This is a genomic window from Arthrobacter sp. TmtSoilC48, assembly GCF_059739425.1.
In genome coordinates this window covers 2,740,743-2,759,416 of sequence record NZ_AP046049.1, presented here as the reverse complement: position 1 = coordinate 2,759,416, position 18,674 = coordinate 2,740,743, and the positions used below count along the sequence as shown (strand labels likewise).

Annotated in this window: 16 protein-coding genes; 7 read left to right on the top strand and 9 right to left on the bottom strand. The window is 62.5% G+C overall.

Annotated features, from left to right (window positions below; all coding sequences use genetic code 11):
• The first annotated feature begins 257 nt into the window (after window positions 1-257).
• The 5 genes from gap (at window position 258) to AC6I97_RS12960 (ending at window position 4,250) form a co-directional block, all read left to right on the top strand.
• Window positions 258-1,268 (top strand): type I glyceraldehyde-3-phosphate dehydrogenase, encoded by a 1,011-nt coding sequence (gap, locus tag AC6I97_RS12980; RefSeq protein WP_224090226.1) that lies wholly within the window; start codon window positions 258-260, stop codon window positions 1,266-1,268.
• 9 nt (window positions 1,269-1,277) lie between these two features.
• Window positions 1,278-2,504, top strand: a complete 1,227-nt coding sequence (locus AC6I97_RS12975; protein ID WP_497945065.1) for a phosphoglycerate kinase — start codon at window positions 1,278-1,280, stop codon at window positions 2,502-2,504.
• Window positions 2,505-2,579: 75 nt separating this feature from the next.
• Entirely contained in the window at window positions 2,580-3,395 is an 816-nt protein-coding gene (gene tpiA / locus AC6I97_RS12970) for a triose-phosphate isomerase (RefSeq protein WP_497945064.1), read from the top strand.
• A 36-nt stretch (window positions 3,396-3,431) separates the two neighbouring features.
• Entirely contained in the window at window positions 3,432-3,689 is a 258-nt protein-coding gene (gene secG, locus AC6I97_RS12965; protein WP_216925786.1) for a preprotein translocase subunit SecG, read from the top strand.
• 165 nt (window positions 3,690-3,854) lie between these two features.
• The gene (locus AC6I97_RS12960; RefSeq protein WP_497945063.1) at window positions 3,855-4,250 is read left to right on the top strand and encodes an RNA polymerase-binding protein RbpA; all 396 of its coding nucleotides are present in this window, start codon (window positions 3,855-3,857) and stop codon (window positions 4,248-4,250) included.
• Here AC6I97_RS12960 and pgl read toward each other — a convergent pair.
• Genes pgl through tkt form a run of 6 tightly spaced genes read right to left on the bottom strand, consistent with a single transcriptional unit; the run spans window position 4,203 to window position 12,426 of the window.
• Complete coding sequence (pgl, locus tag AC6I97_RS12955; RefSeq protein ID WP_224090229.1) at window positions 4,203-5,021, bottom strand: 6-phosphogluconolactonase; 819 nt, start codon at window positions 5,019-5,021, stop codon at window positions 4,203-4,205. The genes AC6I97_RS12960 and pgl overlap by 48 nt on opposite strands.
• Window positions 5,011-5,952, bottom strand: a complete 942-nt coding sequence (locus AC6I97_RS12950; protein WP_497945062.1) for a glucose-6-phosphate dehydrogenase assembly protein OpcA — start codon at window positions 5,950-5,952, stop codon at window positions 5,011-5,013. The genes pgl and AC6I97_RS12950 overlap by 11 nt, the downstream gene beginning before the upstream one ends.
• Window positions 5,949-7,505 (bottom strand): glucose-6-phosphate dehydrogenase, encoded by a 1,557-nt coding sequence (zwf, locus tag AC6I97_RS12945; RefSeq protein ID WP_224090233.1) that lies wholly within the window; start codon window positions 7,503-7,505, stop codon window positions 5,949-5,951. Before zwf ends, AC6I97_RS12950 begins: the two co-directional genes overlap by 4 nt.
• A gap of 15 nt (window positions 7,506-7,520) precedes the next feature.
• Window positions 7,521-9,152 carry a phosphoglucose isomerase-related protein gene (locus AC6I97_RS12940; protein ID WP_497945061.1) on the bottom strand — a complete coding sequence of 544 codons (1,632 nt, stop codon included), beginning with the start codon at window positions 9,150-9,152 and terminating at the stop codon, window positions 7,521-7,523.
• Between the two features lie 6 nt (window positions 9,153-9,158).
• Window positions 9,159-10,277, bottom strand: coding sequence for a transaldolase (tal, locus tag AC6I97_RS12935; protein WP_224164362.1), 1,119 nt, complete (start codon window positions 10,275-10,277; stop codon window positions 9,159-9,161).
• Window positions 10,278-10,299: 22 nt separating this feature from the next.
• The gene (tkt, locus tag AC6I97_RS12930; protein ID WP_497945060.1) at window positions 10,300-12,426 is read right to left on the bottom strand and encodes a transketolase; all 2,127 of its coding nucleotides are present in this window, start codon (window positions 12,424-12,426) and stop codon (window positions 10,300-10,302) included.
• Window positions 12,427-12,856: 430 nt separating this feature from the next.
• Between tkt and AC6I97_RS12925 the strand changes: the two genes are divergently transcribed.
• Together AC6I97_RS12925 and AC6I97_RS12920 are read left to right on the top strand one after the other, a co-directional pair.
• Window positions 12,857-13,819, top strand: coding sequence for a heme o synthase (locus AC6I97_RS12925; RefSeq protein WP_224090238.1), 963 nt, complete (start codon window positions 12,857-12,859; stop codon window positions 13,817-13,819).
• A gap of 332 nt (window positions 13,820-14,151) precedes the next feature.
• Window positions 14,152-15,414, top strand: coding sequence for an IS110 family RNA-guided transposase (locus AC6I97_RS12920; protein ID WP_497944496.1), 1,263 nt, complete (start codon window positions 14,152-14,154; stop codon window positions 15,412-15,414).
• Between the two features lie 472 nt (window positions 15,415-15,886).
• Here the strand turns inward: AC6I97_RS12920 and AC6I97_RS12915 are convergent, their stop codons facing one another.
• The 3 genes from AC6I97_RS12915 to AC6I97_RS12905 are packed head-to-tail and all read right to left on the bottom strand — an operon-like array spanning window position 15,887 to window position 18,589.
• Window positions 15,887-16,831 carry a COX15/CtaA family protein gene (locus AC6I97_RS12915; protein WP_497945059.1) on the bottom strand — a complete coding sequence of 315 codons (945 nt, stop codon included), beginning with the start codon at window positions 16,829-16,831 and terminating at the stop codon, window positions 15,887-15,889.
• A gap of 31 nt (window positions 16,832-16,862) precedes the next feature.
• Window positions 16,863-17,627 carry an ABC transporter permease gene (locus AC6I97_RS12910; protein WP_309926173.1) on the bottom strand — a complete coding sequence of 255 codons (765 nt, stop codon included), beginning with the start codon at window positions 17,625-17,627 and terminating at the stop codon, window positions 16,863-16,865.
• The gene (locus AC6I97_RS12905; RefSeq protein WP_497945058.1) at window positions 17,624-18,589 is read right to left on the bottom strand and encodes an ABC transporter ATP-binding protein; all 966 of its coding nucleotides are present in this window, start codon (window positions 18,587-18,589) and stop codon (window positions 17,624-17,626) included. The genes AC6I97_RS12910 and AC6I97_RS12905 overlap by 4 nt, the downstream gene beginning before the upstream one ends.
• Window positions 18,590-18,674 lie beyond the last annotated feature (85 nt).

Genomic DNA, 18,674 nt, shown 5'->3' with positions numbered 1-18,674 from the left:
GTTCACGCTGATGTAACAAAAGTCACATTAACGGTGAAATGGGACCAAATACTGGAAAGCCTGCCCCCGCAGTTGCGGGGGCAGGCTTAGTTAAACGTAAGATGGGTCACGGAAGGCGGTTAGCCTTCAGCAACGTGGCTGGTCGCCCTCCGATCTGATAATCACCTCTGCCCAATGACGTGCGGGGTCTGTTAGTTGGAAATATTGATCCGACTCACTAGGCGTGCTTGCAAGAGCACCAAGGAGATTGACACATAGTGACCACCCGTATTGGTATCAACGGCTTCGGCCGCATCGGCCGTAACTACTTCCGCGCAGCACTGGCCCAGGGCGCAGACCTTGAGATCGTCGCAGTCAACGACCTCACCAGCCCCGAGACCCTCGCCCACCTCCTGAAGTACGACTCCGTCGGTGGCCGTCTGACCCAGTCCGTGGAAGTCAAAGAGGGCAACCTCGTTGTTAATGGCGAGTCCATCACGGTTCTTGCTGAACGCGATCCCGCGAACCTTCCCTGGGGCGAGCTCGGTGTTGACATCGTCATCGAATCCACCGGGTTCTTCACCAAGGCAGCAGCTGCGCAGAAGCACATCGACGCCGGCGCCAAGAAGGTGCTCATCTCGGCACCTGCCAGCGATGAAGACATCACCATCGTCATGGGCGTGAACCACGAGCTCTACGATCCTGCGGCACACCACATCATTTCCAACGCATCCTGCACCACCAACTGCCTTGGGCCGCTGGCCAAGGTAGTCAACGACGCCTTCGGCATCGAGCGTGGCCTGATGACCACGGTCCACGCCTACACGGCCGACCAGAACCTGCAGGACGGCCCCCACGGAGACCTCCGCCGTGCGCGCGCTGCCGCCATCAACATGGTTCCTACCTCCACCGGTGCCGCAAAGGCCATCGGCTTGGTCCTGCCGGAACTCAAGGGCAAGCTGGATGGCTATGCGATCCGCGTCCCGGTCCCCACCGGTTCCGCCACGGACCTCACGGTCACTGTTTCCCGCGAAGTTACGGTCCAGGAAGTTAATGCCGCGGTCAAGGCCGCTGCTGAGTCCGATCAGTTCGCCGGGATCCTGAGCTACACGGATGCCCCTATCGTCTCCTCGGACATCGTCGGCGACCCCGCTTCCTCGATCTTCGACTCCGGCCTGACCAAGGTCATCGGCAACCAGGTCAAGGTTGTTTCCTGGTATGACAACGAGTGGGGCTACTCCAACCGCCTCGTCGACCTCACGGAGCTCGTCGCATCCAAGCTGGGCTAGGGTAGACACATGACATCTCACACCCTCAACGAACTCATCGCTGAAGGTGTCCGCGGGCGGTACATTCTGGTCAGAAGTGACCTTAATGTGCCGCTCGACGGCTCTACAGTGACCGACGACGGCCGCATCAAGGCCTCCCTCCCGGTCCTTAAGAAGCTCTCGGACGCCGGTGCCCGTGTGCTCGTAACCGCCCACCTCGGCCGCCCCAAAGGGGCCCCTGAGGAAAAGTACTCTTTGAAGCCCGCAGCAGCCCGCCTCGCGGAACTTGCGGACTTCAACGTCCGATTGGCTGCCGACACAGTTGGGGACTCCGCCAAGGAGTCTGCAGCTGCACTGCAGGATGGCGAAGTACTCATCCTGGAGAACGTCCGCTTTGACGCCCGCGAGACCAGCAAGGACGACGCCGAGCGCGGCGCATTCGCTGACGAGCTGGTTGCCCTTACGGGCGACAACGGCGCGTTCGTGGATGACGCCTTCGGCGCAGTCCACCGCAAGCACGCCAGCGTTTACGACGTCGCAACGCGGCTGCCGTCTTACCTCGGCGACCTCGTGCACACCGAGGTGGAAGTTCTCCGGAAGCTCACCGCGGACACCCAGAGGCCTTACGTCGTTGTCCTGGGCGGTTCCAAAGTCTCGGACAAGCTGGCAGTCATCGACAACCTTCTTGGCAAGGCAGATACCATCCTGGTTGGTGGCGGCATGCTGTTCACCTTCCTGGCCGCCGAAGGCCACAAGGTTGCCGGCAGCCTCCTGGAAGAAGACCAGATTCCGGTGGTCCAGGACTACCTCAAGCGCGCGGCTGATGCCGGTACTTCGTTCGTGATTCCCACGGACGTTGTGGTTGCAAGCCGTTTCGCGGCGGATGCCGAGCACGAAGTCGTCCGGGCGGATGCCATTGAGGAAAGCTCCTTTGGTGCCTCCGGCATCGGGCTGGACATTGGGCCCGAATCCGCGTCTGCATTTGCAGCGCAGATTGAAGGAGCCAAGACCGTCTTCTGGAACGGCCCCATGGGCGTCTTCGAATTTGAAGCATTCTCCAGCGGCACGCGGGCTATCGCGCAGGCACTCACCGACACTGTGGCCTTCACAGTGGTCGGTGGCGGCGACTCCGCCGCAGCAGTAAGGACCCTCGGCTTCGAGGATTCCCAGTTTGGCCACATCTCTACCGGTGGCGGGGCAAGCCTGGAATACCTTGAAGGCAAGGAACTTCCAGGCCTCAGCGTCCTGGACCGCTAAACAGCAATCCGGCCGGCAGGACGCCCTCGCGTCCTGCCGGCTGTTTCCATTTATCAACGCATTCTTGGAGTTCATGTGACTACCTCTGCCAACGGCAACTTTGTCCGAAAGCCCTTCATCGCAGGCAACTGGAAGATGAACATGGACCATGTCCAGGGCATCACCTTGCTACAGAAGCTCGCCTGGACCCTCTCTGACGCCAAGCATGACTACAACCGTGTAGAGGTTGCCGTCTTCCCTCCGTTCACTGATCTCCGCGGCGTGCAGACGCTTGTACAGGGCGACGAACTTGACGTTGTTTACGGCGGACAGGATCTGTCCCAGTTCGATTCCGGAGCCTATACCGGTGACATCTCCGGACAGTTCCTCAGCAAGCTGGGCTGCACCTACGTACTGGTAGGGCACAGTGAACGCCGGACCATCCACAACGAGTCCGACGACGTCCTGAACGCAAAGGTCAAAGCCGGGTTCCGCCACGGTGTCACACCGGTCCTTTGCGTCGGTGAAGGCCTCGAAATCCGTCAGGCAGGAACGCACGTGGAGCACACGCTGGCGCAGCTGCGCGCCGGTGTCGAAGGCCTCACTCCGGAACAGGCCGCTGAGCTTGTGGTCGCCTATGAACCTGTGTGGGCTATCGGAACAGGTGAAGTTGCAGGTCCGGACGACGCACAGGAAATGTGTGCAGCTATCCGCGCCGAACTTGCCAAGCTCTTCGACGAGGGCGTAGCTGAGAAGACGCGCCTTCTGTACGGAGGCTCCGTCAAGGCAAACAACGCTGCCGCCATCATGGCGGAAAACGATGTTGACGGCCTGCTTGTGGGTGGCGCCAGTTTGGACCCAGCTGAGTTTGCTAACATTGTCAGGTTCGAGAGCCACCTCGTCACGGACTAGTCCGGCTCCCGATTTCCGCTTCTTCGAAAGGCCGTCGTGGACGTTCTTCATGTCATTCTGCAGATCCTGCTGGGCGTAACCAGCCTTCTGCTGACGCTGCTCATTCTTCTCCACAAGGGACGTGGAGGCGGTTTGTCCGACATGTTCGGTGGGGGAATGAGCTCCGGATTGAGCTCCTCCGGTGTCGCTGAGCGGAACCTGAACCGCTTCACCATCATTCTTGGCGTTACCTGGGGAGTCGTCATCATCGGCCTTGGCCTGATCATGCGCTTCACTTCAGGTGGCGATTCTTAAAAGTTCGTGTGGGAAGGCTCCTGCAAGGGAGCCTTCCCGTCACTTCCGGATCATTCGGCACCAAACACCAGTGCCGCCGTCGTACCCCTCGCATTAGACTGGCCCTGTTGGCCGTAAGGCCTACGGGCCGTGACGGCCGACCACCGAGTCGCTAGGGGTTCGAAAATGGTTCATGGCACGCCTGGTTACCGGGGCACCCGTGTTGGTGTGGCACTGGGATCTGCCCCTCGACATCAAAGCGACCACGGCGATGGAGAACAACTGCCGCGTATTCGTGTCCCATATTGGTGCGCCAAGGGACACGAGACGCGGCTTGTTTTTCTTAAGCTGCCGGACGAACAAATACCCAAGACCTGGGACTGCCCCAAATGCGGCCTTGTGGCATCCAGAGACCCGGGCCAGGTTACGGAAGCCCGGCCGGAAGACGACCTCTTCAAGTCCCACCTGGATTACGTTAAAGAACGACGCTCCAGCCAGGACGCCGAAATCGTCCTGGCTGGAGCGTTGGAGCGGTTACGCGCCCGCGGGGTCCTTCCGGACCAACTGCTGGGGGACACGTGACGCAGCGTTCTCGTCAATGAGCCACAGGGTCCTGGAGCGCCCCACGGGGCCCGCTGCGGGGACCTGAACAGGATTGGCACCCGCCAAGGCAAGGCCCACAGCACCGGCCTTGTCTTCACCCGCTACGACCATCCAGATTTCCTGCGCCGTGTTGATGGCGGGCAAGGTCAGGGAAATGCGCGACGGCGGCGGCTTGGGTGAGTTTTCAACGCCCACCACTGTCCGGTTCTTCTCCCTGATGGCAGCCTGTTCCGGGAAGAGGGACGCGACATGGGCGTCCGGACCTACACCGAGCAGGAGTACGTCGAAACGCGGAAGGACGCCGGGCTCCTCCGGGCGGGTATCGGACATGTCAGCTGCGTGCTCTGCCTCAGCTGCTGCCTTCAGCCTGTCGGCATAGTCAGCCGCAGCGTCGTCAGCCGATACGAACTCGTCCGAGGAACCGGGCTCGTGGACCCGGGCAGGGTCAACCGGCAGGTGAGCGAGCAGGGCCTGGTGTGCCTGGCGGGTGTTGCGGTCATCGCTGTCTGCTGCGACAAAGCGCTCATCACCCCACCAGAAGTTCACCTTTGACCAGTCGACAGCTGGTGCCGCGGCCGAATCCGCCACCGCTTTCAGGGTGCCGATCCCGACAGTTCCTCCTGTCAGGACCACCGTGGCCTCACCGTGCTTGTCCTGGACATCCACAAGCTTGGTGATAAGGCGGGCCGCAATGGCCGCCATGAGCACCTTGGAATCGGGGTGGATGCTTACTCTGGGCTCAGCGTGCACTGGTCTGGACTCTCCTCTGACTGGTTAATGGCAGTCCCATCGTAATCACTTCTCCGAAGACTTCGTCGGGGTCCAGCCGGCGGAGTTCTTCGGCGAGGCAATCCTTCAGGCTGCGTCGGGGGAGGGTGATGCGCTGCGCGGGCTGACCCGGCTGCGTTAGCTCTGCCACGGACAATCCCGGGCGGAAAAGCTGAACGTCACCGCTGGCACGCGTCATGCGGACGCGGCGGATTCCCGTACCGGCCGGATCGGCAACGATCGTTACGGGCGCCTGCAGGGCAAGGCTCAACCAGGCTGCCAGTAGCAGGGTACTCGGAGAGTCCGAAGCACCTTCCACCGCAACGGCCGAGACAGGATCGCCGTCCACTTGGTCGAACACGGCAGCAAGCTGCATGCGCCAGTTCGTCAGGCGGGTCCATGCGAGATCGGTGTCGCCTGCCTTGTAAGTCCGCCGAATGTTCTCCAGCGCCTGGGCGGGGTCGGGCTCATTCGCGGAGTCCGTGATGCGACGGTGTGCAATACGACCTATGGACGTCTCGCAGGCACTTTCCGGTGCCCCGTGGGGCCACCACGCCACAATAGGTGCGTCCGGAAGCAGGAGGCCTGATACCAGGGACTCGCTTTCGTGGGCCATGTGGCCGAATCCCCGGAGAACGATGACTTCGGAAGCACCGGCGTCGCCGCCAACGCGGATCTGCGCGTCGAGGCGGTCCGGTGCTTCTACCCCGGCATCGGCAAGCACGATGATGCGGCAGGGGTGTTCGCGGCTGGCCTCATTGGCTGCCTCGATGGCGTCTTCTTCCTGTCCGGACTTCGTGACGACCACCAGGGTCAGGACCCGGCCCAGGGCGATCACGCCGCCCTGTTCCCGCAGGGACATGATCTTTTTGGAGATCTTGGAGGTGGTTGTGTCGGGAAGATCTACGATCATGGCCTTCTCCAGGTTCGTCCGTCCCGGGCCAGGAGCTCATCGGCTGAAGCCGGCCCCCAACTGCCCGGTGCATAGGGTTGCGGTTGTTCGTCCAGGCCCGCCCAGTACTCTTCGAACGGGTCCAGGATCTTCCAGGACAGCTCAACTTCCTGATGGCGCGGGAACAGCGGCGGTTCGCCCAGGAGTACGTCCAGGATGAGCCGTTCGTAGGCTTCGGGGCTGGACTCGGTAAACGAGTGGCCGTAGCCGAAGTCCATCGTGACGTCGCGGACCTCCATTTGCGTGCCCGGGACTTTGGAACCGAAACGGATCGTGGCGCCCTCATCAGGCTGGACACGGATCACCACGGCGTTCTGGCCGAAGTCGTCATCGTTGTGATCCCGGAACAGCAAGTTGGGCGCACGCTTGAAGACAACCGCAATTTCGGTCACGCGGCGGCCCAGGCGCTTCCCGGCACGCAGATAGAACGGCACCCCGGCCCAGCGGCGGGTGTTGATATCCACACGGATCGCGGCGTACGTTTCGGTTTTGGAATCAGCAGGAATGCCGTCCTCGTCCAGGTAGCCAAGGACTTCCTCGCCACCCTGCCAGCCGCCGGTGAACTGTCCGCGGGCGGAATGGGTGGAGAGGTCATCCGGCAGCTTGACGGCGGCCAGGACCTTTTCCTTCTCGGCCCGCAGGTCATCGGCGTTGAAGGAAATGGGCTCCTCCATTGCCGTAAGCGCCAGCAGTTGCAGCAAGTGGTTCTGGATGACGTCGCGGGCAGCACCCACGCCGTCGTAATAGCCTGCACGGCCACCCGTGCCGATATCCTCGGCCATGGTGATCTGGACGTGGTCAACGTAGTTGGCGTTCCAGAGGGGCTCGAACAGCTGGTTCGCGAAGCGCAGCGCCAGGATGTTCTGGACCGTCTCCTTGCCGAGGTAATGGTCGATCCGGAACACCGCATCCTGCGGGAACACAGACTCCACGATGTCGTTCAGCTGACGGGCAGACTCGAGGTCGTGGCCGAACGGCTTTTCGATAACTACACGCCGCCATTGCCCGGGCTTCGCTTGGGCCAGGCCATGCTTGGACAGCTGGCGACAGACCTGCTCGAACGCCTTGGGCGGGATGGAGAGGTAGAAACCGTGGTTGCCACGCGTGCCGCGGGTTTCATCCAGTTCCTCCAACACGTCGCCGAGGCGCTCAAAGGCGTCGTCGTCGTCGAATTCGCCCTGAACGAAGCGGATGCCCGAAGCCAACTGTTCCCAGACAGCTTCGTCAAACTTGGTCCGTGCATGGGCCTTGACGTTCTCCTTCACCTCTGCGGCGAAGTCGGCGTTATCCCACTCACGGCGTCCGAATCCAACCAAGGCAAAGCTGGGCGGAAGCAGGCCGCGGTTCGCGAGGTCATAGACCGCTGGCATGAGTTTCTTACGGGCGAGGTCCCCGGTGACTCCGAAGAACACCAACGACGACGGCCCAGCGATGCGGTTCAGGCGCCGGTCCCGCGGATCCCGCAATGGATTCCGCAAGCCGGCGTTCTTCCTGCCGTTTTCAGTTTCTGGCATGTTTGGTTTTGTGCCTTAGCTTTCGAGTGCGCTGGCCTGGCCGGCCAGCGCAGCGACGACTTCCTGGAGTTGGGCTACGCCGGCAGCACGCTCGGTGAGGTGCAAGCGCAACACAGGACGGCCATGGCCTTCCAGGACCTGGGCATCCCCGGAGGCCTGTGCAGCAATGAGCTCCCCGAATGTGAAGGGGCGGTCCGGGATTTCCAGATCCAGGGACGACGCTGCGGTGATCTGGAGGAACACACCAATAGCCGGACCGCCCTTGTGGAATTGTCCCGTGGAATGCAGGAACCGCGGACCCCATCCGAACGTCACCGGACGGCCGGAAACTGCGGCAAGGTCGTCACGGATGCCCTCAAGGGGTGCGTGGGAGATGCGGTCCAGGTAAGCCTGGACACTGAGGTAGCCATCCGTGCCGAGCTGGTCAAGAAGGGCCTGCACGGCTTCGGCTGTCGTGGACGCACTACCGAGCCAATCTCCGCCGCGAACCTCTACGACGCCGTCAGTGAAAGCCGCGGGCGTGGGCTCAGGGCGGGCATCCAGAAGGCCGCGCGCGGCCACCTTGGCAGCCTCGACGTCGGGCTGGTCAAACGGGTTAATGCCCAGGAGGCGTCCAGCTACGGCGGTCGCGAATTCCCAGAGGAACATCTGGGAAGCGAGACCACCTGCGATGGCTACTTCGTTTTCACGAAGTTCGACGTCGGCGTCCGCACTGACCAGCCGGACCACCAGGACATCCTCGGCCCCGTTGAGGGCCTCGGGGGAATCAGGTCCTGCAACAACAGGCAACACACCCGTGCCCAGCTTGCCCGTGGATTCAGCGATGAGCTGCTCGGCCCAGTCGGCGAAGCCGACGATGCCGGAACCATCCTCGGCAATGACGATCTTGTTGCGCAGAGGATTGGTACCGCCCAGGGCAATGCCCAAAGCAAGACCAATGTTGTCCTCCGAATCCTCATTGAGGATCTCGGCAGCCTCCTCAGCTTCGTCCAGGAAAGCCTGGATGTCCACGCCAGCCAGGCCACACGGGACAAGTCCGAACGCCGTGAGCGCAGAGAACCGGCCGCCGACGTTGGGATCGGCGTTGAAGACTGCACGGTAGCCGGCTTCGCGAGAAGCCTTGTCCAGCGGAGAACCCGGATCCGTGACGATGATGATCCGGCTCTTTGCATCGATACCGGCGTCCTTGAACGCCTTCTCGAACACCCTGCGCTGGGAGTCAGTCTCAACGGTTGAACCTGACTTGGAGGAAACCACAATCGCGGTCTGCGCCAACCGGTCCGTCAAAGCAGCGTTGACCTGCTCAGGATCTGTGCTGTCCAGCACAGTCAGCTCGACACCGGCGGTGCCGGCAATGACCTCGGGAGCCAAGGAGGAGCCGCCCATGCCACAGAGGACAATACGGGAGACGCCCTCGGCGCGGAGAGCATCGCGAAGTTCGAGAATGCTCTCCACCAAAGGTTGCGATACGGCGGCAGCCTCAACCCAGCCCAGGCGGATTGCCGACTCGGACTCCGCTTCAGGACCCCACAGCGTATGGTCTTTGGCGAAAATCCGTGTGGCGACCTTGTCGTCTACCAGGCTGGAGATGTTCTGGGCGATGGCCTGCTGCGCGGCACCGCTGGCGTCGTAGCTGATTGTGCTCATGGTTGGTTAGGAAGCCTTCCGTGCGGTGGCGAGGGCGCCTTCAACGTCGGCCAGGAGTTCCTTCCAGCTGGCCACGAACTTCTCGAGGCCTTCGGTCTCAAGGACGGCTACGACGTCGTTGTAGGAGACGCCGAGTGCTTCGAGTGCGTCGAGGGTCTGGTTCGCTTCTGCGTAAGTGCCGGTGATGGTGTCTCCGGTGACTACGCCGTGGTCGAACGTTGCATCGAGTGTCTTTTCCGGCATGGTGTTGACCACGCCGGCGGCGACGAGTTCGGTGACGTAGAGGGTGTCCGGGTAGGCCGGATCCTTGACGCCCGTCGAAGCCCAGAGCGGACGCTGGGGGAGCGCGCCGGCTTCTGCGAGCAAGGCCCAGCGTTCGGTGGAGAACAGCTCTTCGTAGACCTGGTAGGCGAGGCGTGCGTTGGCGACGCCTGCCTTGCCCTTGAGGGCCTTGGCTTCATCGGTGCCAATGGCGTCCAGGCGCTTGTCGATCTCGGTGTCCACGCGGGAAACGAAGAAGGATGCCACGGAGTGGATCTTGGAGAGGTCGTGCCCGTTGTCCTTGGCCTGCTCCAGGCCGGTCTGGAAGGCGTTGATGACGGCGCGGTAGCGCTCCAGGGAGAAGATCAGTGTCACATTGACGCTGATGCCCTCGGCCAGGGTAGCCGTGATGGCCTCCAGGCCTTCCAGGGTTGCCGGGATCTTGATGTGGACGTTGGCCTTGTTGACCTTGCCGTACAGGTGCTTGGCTTCGGCAATGGTGGCTTGGGTGTCCCAGGCCAGGCGGGGATCCACTTCGATGGATACGCGACCGTCCACGCCGTTGGTGGCGGCAGCGATCGGTGCGAAGAGATCGCAGGCGTCTGCGACGTCCGTGGTGGTGATCTCGAAGATGGTTTCTTCGACGCTTGCACCGGCCGCGGCCTGCGCGGCGATCGTGGCGTCATAGTCCGTGCCAGTGGTGATGGCGGCGTGGAAGATGGACGGGTTGGTGGTGACACCGACGACATTCTTTTCGTCGATGAGCTTCTGCAACGTACCCGTTTCGAGGCGGTTGCGGGAAAGGTCATCGAGCCAGATGGAAACGCCGGCGTCGGAGAGTTGCTGCGTGGGGGTGCTGGTCATTGTTTTCTCCTTGATAGAGGTATCAGGCGCTCAGGCCTGCGAGGGAGTCTTTTGCGGCGGCGGCAACGGCTTCGGCAGTGATGCCGAATTCCTGGAACAACCGCTTGTAGTCTGCCGAGGCGCCGAAGTGCTCCAGGGAGACCGAACGGCCGGCGTCACCGACGAATTCCTTCCAGCCCAGTGCGAGGCCGGCTTCAACGGAAACACGGGCCTTCACATCGGCCGGGAGCACGGACTCGCGGTAAGCCTCGTCCTGCTTGTTGAACCATTCCACGCACGGCATGGAGACAACGCGGGTGGCGATGCCTTCAGCCTGGAGCGCTTCGCGGGCTGCAACGGCGAGCTGGACTTCGGAGCCGGTGCCGATCAGGATGACCTGGGCGTCAACGGTTTCGCCGTCCTTGGAAGCCTCGGCCAGGACGTAACCGCCCTTTGCCACACCAGCGGTGGAACCAAAGGTGTCGCCTTCTGCAGTGCCTTCGCCGCGGGCGTAGGTGGGGATGTTCTGGCGGGTCAGGACAATACCGGCGGGGTTCTCGTGGTTCTCCAGCATGGCCTTCCATGCTGCGGAGACCTCGTTCGCATCACCAGGCCGGACAACGTCCAGGCCCGGGATGGCACGCAGGGAAGCGAGCTGCTCCACGGGCTGGTGGGTGGGACCGTCTTCGCCCAGGCCGATGGAGTCGTGCGTCCAGACGTACAGCGACGGGACACCCATCAGCGCACCGAGGCGGATGGCCGGGCGCTGGTAATCCGAGAAGATCAGGAACGTGCCGGAGAACGCGCGGGTACGTCCATGCAGGGAGATACCGTTCACGATCGAGGCAGCCGCGTGCTCACGGATACCGAAGTGCAGCACCCGGCCGTAGGGGTTGCCCTTCCAGGCTTCGGTGGAACGCGAGGCCGGAATGAACGACGGCGAGCCTTCGATCGTGGTGTTGTTGGACTCGGCGAGGTCGGCCGAGCCACCCCACAACTCCGGCAGGACAGGTCCGATGGCGTTCAAGACCTTGCCCGAGGCCGCACGGGTGGAGACGTCCTTGCCGGCTTCGAAGACCGGCAGTGCAGCGTCGATGCCGACGGGAAGCTTCTTGGCTTCGACACGCTCAAGCAGGGCAGCGGCGTCCGGGTTGGCGGACTGCCATGCCTCGAACGAGGACTGCCATGCGGCGCGGGACTCGGCGCCGCGGTCCAGGACCTTGCGGGCGTGTGCCAGGACCTCTTCGTCAACATCGAAGGACTTCGCGGGGTCGAAACCGAGCACGGTCTTCAGTGCTGCGACTTCCTCGGCGCCCAGGGCCGAACCGTGGATCTTGCCGGTGTTCTGCTTCTTCGGGGCCGGGTAGCCAATGATGGTCCGCAGCGAAATGATGGACGGCTTGTTCGTCTCAGCCTTCGCAGCCAACAGTGCCGAGTAGAGCTCCTGGACGTCCTCGACGTACTCCCCGGTCCTGGTCCAGTCCACACGCTGGGTGTGCCAGCCGTATGCTTCGTAGCGCTTCAGGACATCTTCAGTGAACGCGATGTCGGTGTCGTCTTCAATGGAAATGTGGTTCTCGTCGTAGATCACCACGAGGTTGCCCAGTTCCTGGTGGCCGGCAAGCGAGGACGCCTCTGAGGTCACACCCTCCTGCAGGTCGCCGTCGGAAGCGATAACCCAGATCGTGTGGTCGAACGGCGACTCGCCAGCGGGAGCATCGGCGTCGAACAGGCCACGCTGGCGGCGCTGGGAGTAAGCGAAGCCAACAGCAGAAGCCAGTCCCTGGCCCAACGGGCCAGTAGTGATTTCCACACCCGCGGTGTGCTTGTACTCGGGGTGTCCCGGAGTCAGCGAACCCCAGGTACGCAGTGCCTCGAGGTCCTTCAGCTCCAGGCCGTATCCGGAGAGGAACAGCTGGATGTAAAGCGTCAGTGACGTGTGGCCGGGGGACAGGACGAACCGGTCACGCCCAATCCAGTCAGGGTTCTTCGGGTCATGGCGCATCAGCTTCTGGAACAGCAAGTATGCTGCCGGAGCCAAGCTCATAGCCGTGCCAGGGTGGCCATTTCCGACCTTCTCCACGGCGTCAGCGGCCAACACGCGAACGGTGTCAACAGCCTTCTTATCCAGATCGGTCCATGACAGTTCTTGCTCTTCCAAATGTGGCACGAAAACCGAGCCCCTCTCTGTGCTGACGGCAGGTGTAAGGACACGGCACGCAGGAAGCACAGGATGGCGCCCGCTGCAATGTGTCTACCAGCCGTTCACCATTGAAACGTTGATCCTTCATCCAGACGCACGGCTCCTCCGAGAATACGGTTTCCCGGATTGTCAACGTGTGCTGATCTGCTCAACAGCTTAGCCCCAAACGTGTCCTGAGACTCAGGGAATCCCACTAACTGGACAGAATTTCCCTTATATGAATCACGATGGCGCCCCCGCAGAGTGAACTTTCCGAAACATTGGCGTATTTTGCGGACATGGACGCACTTCCAGCCACGGTATGATATCTGGAGGCCACCAGCGGTTCATGCGCCTGCGGTTCCACCTCGGAAACCCGGACTGCGACCGCTGCGAGAACCCCAGAGCATAGAACAGAGTGACTGCCGCCGTGAGCACAACTGATACGCCCCTCAACGCGTCCCCGGCCCGGGGAAGCATCGGAATCTCCCGTAAGTTAAAGGCGTATCTGGCTCTCACCAAGCCGCGTGTCATCGAGCTGCTCCTGGTCAGCACGCTCCCCACCATGATCTTCGCCCAGCGGGGCTTCCCGTCCATCGGACTGATTCTGGCCACTCTCGTTGGCGGCGCTTTCGCGGCGGGCAGCGCCGGCGTGTTCAACTGCTACATCGACCGCGACATCGACAAACTGATGCATCGCACCGAGAAGCGCCCGCTCGTAACCGGCGAAGTCTCCCCGCGGGAGGCTTTGGTATTCGCCTGGATTCTCGGCGCCGCGTCGATCGCAATCCTGTGGTTCGGTGCGAATCCCTTGTCCGCATGGCTTGGGTTGGGTGCCATCGTTTTCTACGTGGTCATCTACACCATGATCCTCAAGCGCCGCACCGCACAGAACATCGTTTGGGGCGGGGCTGCCGGCTGTTTCCCGGTACTTATCGCCTGGGCCGCGGTCACCAACACCGTTGAATGGCCTGCCATTGTGCTGTTCATGGTCATTTTCCTCTGGACGCCGCCGCACTACTGGCCGCTGTCCATGCGCTACGGCGAGGATTACCGCAACGCCAAGGTGCCCATGCTCGGCGCGATCGCCGGCGCCAAGGTTGTTTCCGTGCAGGTGGTCTTGTACGCCTGGGCCATGGTTGCCTGCTCCCTGCTCATGATTCCCGTTGGCGGCGCCGGCTGGGTCTATACAGTTGCCGCTGTCGCTGCTGGCGCCTGGTTCCTGTACGAAAGCCACGCCCTCTACAAGCGCGCACAGGGCGGCGATGTCTCCAACAAGGGCGCCATGAAGGTCTTCCACGGCTCCATCAGCTACCTGACGCTGCTCTTCATCGCGCTGGCCGTGGACCCGTTCATCGGATCACCAATCATCGGCGGCTAACCCCCGCGACCGCTTCAACAGAGAAGGCACGACGCCGGAACCCACCCGAGTTCCGGCGTCGTGCCTTCTCGTTTCCCCAGCGATGTTCTCTCACATCCTGCCCGTTTTCGGCCGGATCCTCTCGCACATCCCACCGTTTTTGGCCGGATCCTCGTTACCTTTTTCGTAGCCCGTTTCCTGGTGCAGGATGTGGGTGTGCTGGCCTGCTGATCCCGGCATGATTGTGATCCTCTGTTGTTGATGATCTTGAGAGTGTTGTCACCGGGGTTGGCAGGTGTCGGGGAGACCGCTTATAGGGGCAGGACAGTGTGGGAACGTCGTGCGTAACGTGGATGCCGGGCCCTGACACCGCGGACAGGCCAGCACGGGAGCTGACTACGACTGGAGGTGCCAACGTGATCGCAGAACACGAAACGGTTGAGGTGTTCATCGGACTGGATGTGGGCAAGGGCGAGCATCATGCCGTTGCCGTGGACCGGGCGGGAAAGAAGCTGCTGGACCGGGCGCTGCCTAACGACGAGGCCAGGATCCAAGACATTCTGGCCGAGTTGGAGCATCACGGCCGGATCCTGCTGGTAGTTGACCAGCCAGCGACCATTGGTGCGTTGCCGGTCGCGGTGGCCCAGGCCGCCGGTGTTCTGGTGGGGTATTTGCCTGGTTTGGCGATGCGCCGGATCGCGGACCTGCATCCCGGGGAGGCCAAGACCGATGCCCGCGACGCGTTCATCATCGCCGACGCGGCCCGGACCATGCCGCACACCCTGCGCTCGGTCCGGCTCGCTGACGAGCAGTTGGCCGAGTTGGGCATGCTGTGCGGGTTCGATGATGATCTGGCCAAGCAGGCCACGGCCACGTCCAACCGGATCCGTGGGCTGTTGACCCAGATCCACCCGGCGCTTGAGCGGGTGCTTGGTCCCAGGCTGGATCATCCCGCGGTCCAGGATCTGCTGCGGACCTGGCCCACCCCTGAAGCGCTGCGTCACGCCGGCAGGCGCCGGATCGCGAACCGGCTGACCAAGCTCGCCCCGCGCATGGGCGAACGCCTGGCAGATGAGATCATCGACGCCCTCGGCCGGCAAACAGTCACGGTTGTTGGGACGAACGCCGCAACGATCGTGCTCCCGGAACTGGCCGGAATGCTCGCCAGGCTCCATGAAGGACGCGCCATGGTTCACGCCCAGGTCGAGGCCCTTGTGGAGGCCCACCCTCTTTACCCGGTCCTGATGTCTCTGCCGGCAGTGGGCATCAGGACCGCAGCACGGATCCTTACCGAAGTCGCCGGGAAAGACTTCCCGACCGCGGGGCACTTGGCCTCTTACGCCGGCCTGGCCCCCGTGACCTGGCGTTCGGGGTCCTCCATCCGGGCAGACCGCGCCTCCCGCAAAGGCAACAAAGTCCTCAAACGCACCCTCTACCTCTCCGCCTTCGCAGCCCTCAAAGACCCGCAATCGCGCTCCTACTACGACCGCAAACGCGCCGAAGGCAAACACCACAGCCAAGCCCTTATCGCCCTCGCCCGACGCCGCTGCGACACCCTCTACGCCATGCTCAGAGACGGGACCCTATACCAACCCCAAACACCCGCAACCGCTTGACGAAAAACATAGGGGCACTCTCACATCCTGCCGGTCCAAAGCGGATCTTCTCTCACATCCTGCCGGTCCAAAGCGGATCTTCTCTCACATCCTGCCCGTTTTCGGCCGGATCCTCTCGCACATCCTGCCCGTTTTCGCCGGATGCTCTCGCACATCCTGCCCGTTTTCGGCCGGATCCTCTCGCACGTCCTGCCGGTCCAAAGCGGATGTTTTCATAGGGCACCTATGCATGCACGTCGTCCGCACCGGGACGTGGCGGTGTTGTAGATAGCGAACAGCCTCTACACGATCTGCGAGAGCATGCGGCCCCACACCCCACGATCTGATAGAGCACCCGGCCCAGGGCCCCACGATCTGATAGAGCACCCGGCCCAGGGCCCCACGATCTGATAGAGCACCCGGCCCAGGGCCGCACGATCTGAGAAAGCACCAGGCCCAGGGGCGCAGGATGTGAGCGAGCGTGTTTGGGGTGCTACTTGGAGGGGCTGTACTTGGCGATATCAGCCGCGTTGGTCGATGCACTCATCAGCAGGGCTGCCCCCAGCATGTGTGCGCCCACGAGAAGGGCGGGAATTCCGTTGTAGTACTGGGTGAACCCAATGACGGCTTGGAGCAACGTCACGGCGAGCAGCAGGAAAGAAGCGGTTCGGAACGGGCCGCCGATCCTATGCCGCACCACAAGGTACACAGCCAATAGTGTCCCGGCCGTAATCAGGTAAGCGGGCACGGCGTGAATGTGTGAGAAAAGGTCCCAGTCCAGATCATTGCGTGGCGCATCTGCATCCCCTGCATGCGGACCGGCGCCTGTGACTACCACGCCAAGCATGACCGCTATTGCAGAGAAGACGGCGACAGTCAGCATAACGGGGCGGGCAACCACAGGCAGGGCAGGCAGTACCTGCTTCATGAATCGGCCGGTGCGGCCGAAGGCGCGGTTCACGAGCAGGGTCGCGAAGACAACCAAGGCCATGGATACCAGGAAGTGCAGGCCCACGACCCAGGGGTTGAGGTTGGACAGGACGGTGATTCCGCCGATGATGGCCTGGGCAGGGATGCTCGCCAGGAGGCCAAGAGCGAGCATGAAGAGGTCCCGACGTTCCTTGCGGAGATTCCACAAGTAGACCAGCATGAGTGCTGCGACCGCCGCCAACGCGAACGTGAGCATACGGTTGCCGAACTCGATAAAACCGTGAATGCCCATTTCAGGCGTGTTGACGAGCGATTCGTTGGTGCATCGAGGCCACGTGGGGCAACCGAGGCCCGAAGCCGTAAGGCGAACTGCACCACCGGTCACCACGAGTACGGTCTGTCCGATCAGGGAAAGGACCGATAGCCGGCGGATAGTGCGGTTTACCTGCGTCGGCAGCTTGGTGGTGAATCGCTGGACGGATTTAGGGAGGCGCGATGCCGTGCTCACAGTTTGCTCAACTCTCAGTTCTGCTTTGTTGTCAGTTCCACTTGAACCAGCGAATGGCTGCGGCGCCGGCCAGCAATGTCCACACCAGGAGGACCAGGACGGCGGGGAAGGGCACAATGCCCAGCAGGAACGCGTCCCGCAATGCCTGGCCAAGGGCGCCGGAGGGCAGGAAGTGCACGATGCCCTGGGCAACCGCGGGAAGCCGTTCTGCCGGGACAACGATCCCGCCCAGCGCTCCGAGGAGGATCCATAGAAGATTTGTGATGGCCAGGGTGGCTTCCGGTCGCACGGTTCCCGCGACGAGGAGTCCCAGCGCAGTGAACGCAGCCGCACCAAGGACAAGGATGCCAAGGCCCGGAAGCCATGCCTCCGGCCGCGGCTGCCAGCCCAGGAGTCCAGCGACTACCCCGACTACCAGTACTTGAAGGAAGAGGACGACCAGCACGGCGAGTATCTTGCCGGCGATCAGGCCACCCCGCCCCAGAGGGGTGGTCGAGAGAAAGCGAAGAACGCCGTAGCGCCGGTCAAATCCCGTGGCAATGCCCTGGCCAGTGAACGCGGTGGACATGGCACATAGGGCGAGAATGCCCGGCGTGGCTACGTCGACACGAGAGCCTCCGAGCCCATCCAGCAGGGGAGTGACAGTCAGCCCGGCCAACGCAAGTAGCGGCAGGACAACGGCAAGAATCAGTTGCTCACCGTTCCGCAGCATCGTGATGGTCTCGTAGCGGCCTTGCTGCAGAATACGGCGTGGAAGGGAAGCTGGTCCGGCGTTGGGGGACAGTAACTTGCTCATCGGAGGTCCCTTCCGGAGATGTCCAGGAAAACGTCCTCGAGGCTCCGAGCCTCGAGTCTTAGTGACGCGGGCATAATGTTCCGTGCGGCCCACCAGGCGGTCAGGGCGGCAAGGTCGTCGGGCCCCAGGGCGCCGGTGATCGAGTAGCTGCCGGCCCGGGTTTCAAGCACTTGCAGGCCTGCTCCCAGGACGTCTTTGAACTCCAGCCCCGGCGGCGCATCGAAGAAGAGGGTCCGGTCAGTGATAGCGGTGTCGGTGGAATGATCGTGCCGCAGGAGGTCGGCGACCGTTCCCTCCGCGACGTTGTGTCCGCCGTCGATGATGTAAACGTAGTCAGCCAGGCGCTCGGCGTCATCCATCAGGTGGGTCGTGAGGATGATGCCCATGCCGGCGTCGCGCAGTTCCGCAATGAGGTCGAAAACCACTTGCCGCGAATGCGGATCCAATCCCGCGCTGGGTTCATCGAGGAAGAGGACCTCGGGGTTGCCAATCAATGCCGCAGCCAAAGCCACCCGCTGCTTCTGGCCACCTGAGAGGCGCCGCACGCTGGTGCGGCTGAACTGGGCAATGCCCAAGCGGTCCACGAGGGCATCGACGTCCATGGGGTTGCGGTACATACCGGCAACATGACGCAGCAGGGGGATGGGACGGGCCGACGGCGGGAGGCCGCCATCCTGGAGCATGACACCTACCCGGGACCTCAAGTCAGCGCCGGCAGCATCCGGGTCTTCCCCCAGCAGTGAAATGGTTCCAGCGGTCCGTCTCTGCAAACCCTGGGCACATTCAAGGGTGGTGGTCTTGCCGGCGCCGTTGGCTCCAAGGAGCGCGGTAATCCGGCCCCGCTCAGCCACCATGGACAGCCCACTGACAACCCGGAGCATTTTGCCGTCAAGGGAGGCCAGGGGCCCTACATCCTTAATGAGTCCGTCTATAGTGAGGACAGGGGAATCGGTGGATCGCACCAGAGTATTCTACGTGAAGTAGTACGGTCGCACCTGGCGGGTGACTAAGGTCAGTCTTGCCTTACTGGATGCATGAAACAAATTA

Coding starts and splice junctions, on each gene's coding strand:
- AC6I97_RS12950 (WP_497945062.1), bottom strand. CDS start 5,952: ATGATCGTAGATCTTCCCGACACAACCACCTCCAAGATCTCCAAAAAG.
- AC6I97_RS12975 (WP_497945065.1), top strand. CDS start 1,278: ATGACATCTCACACCCTCAACGAACTCATCGCTGAAGGTGTCCGCGGG.
- AC6I97_RS12960 (WP_497945063.1), top strand. CDS start 3,855: ATGGTTCATGGCACGCCTGGTTACCGGGGCACCCGTGTTGGTGTGGCA.
- AC6I97_RS12920 (WP_497944496.1), top strand. CDS start 14,152: ATGCCGGGCCCTGACACCGCGGACAGGCCAGCACGGGAGCTGACTACG.
- tal (WP_224164362.1), bottom strand. CDS start 10,277: ATGACCAGCACCCCCACGCAGCAACTCTCCGACGCCGGCGTTTCCATC.
- AC6I97_RS12940 (WP_497945061.1), bottom strand. CDS start 9,152: ATGAGCACAATCAGCTACGACGCCAGCGGTGCCGCGCAGCAGGCCATC.
- AC6I97_RS12910 (WP_309926173.1), bottom strand. CDS start 17,627: ATGAGCAAGTTACTGTCCCCCAACGCCGGACCAGCTTCCCTTCCACGC.
- zwf (WP_224090233.1), bottom strand. CDS start 7,505: ATGCCAGAAACTGAAAACGGCAGGAAGAACGCCGGCTTGCGGAATCCA.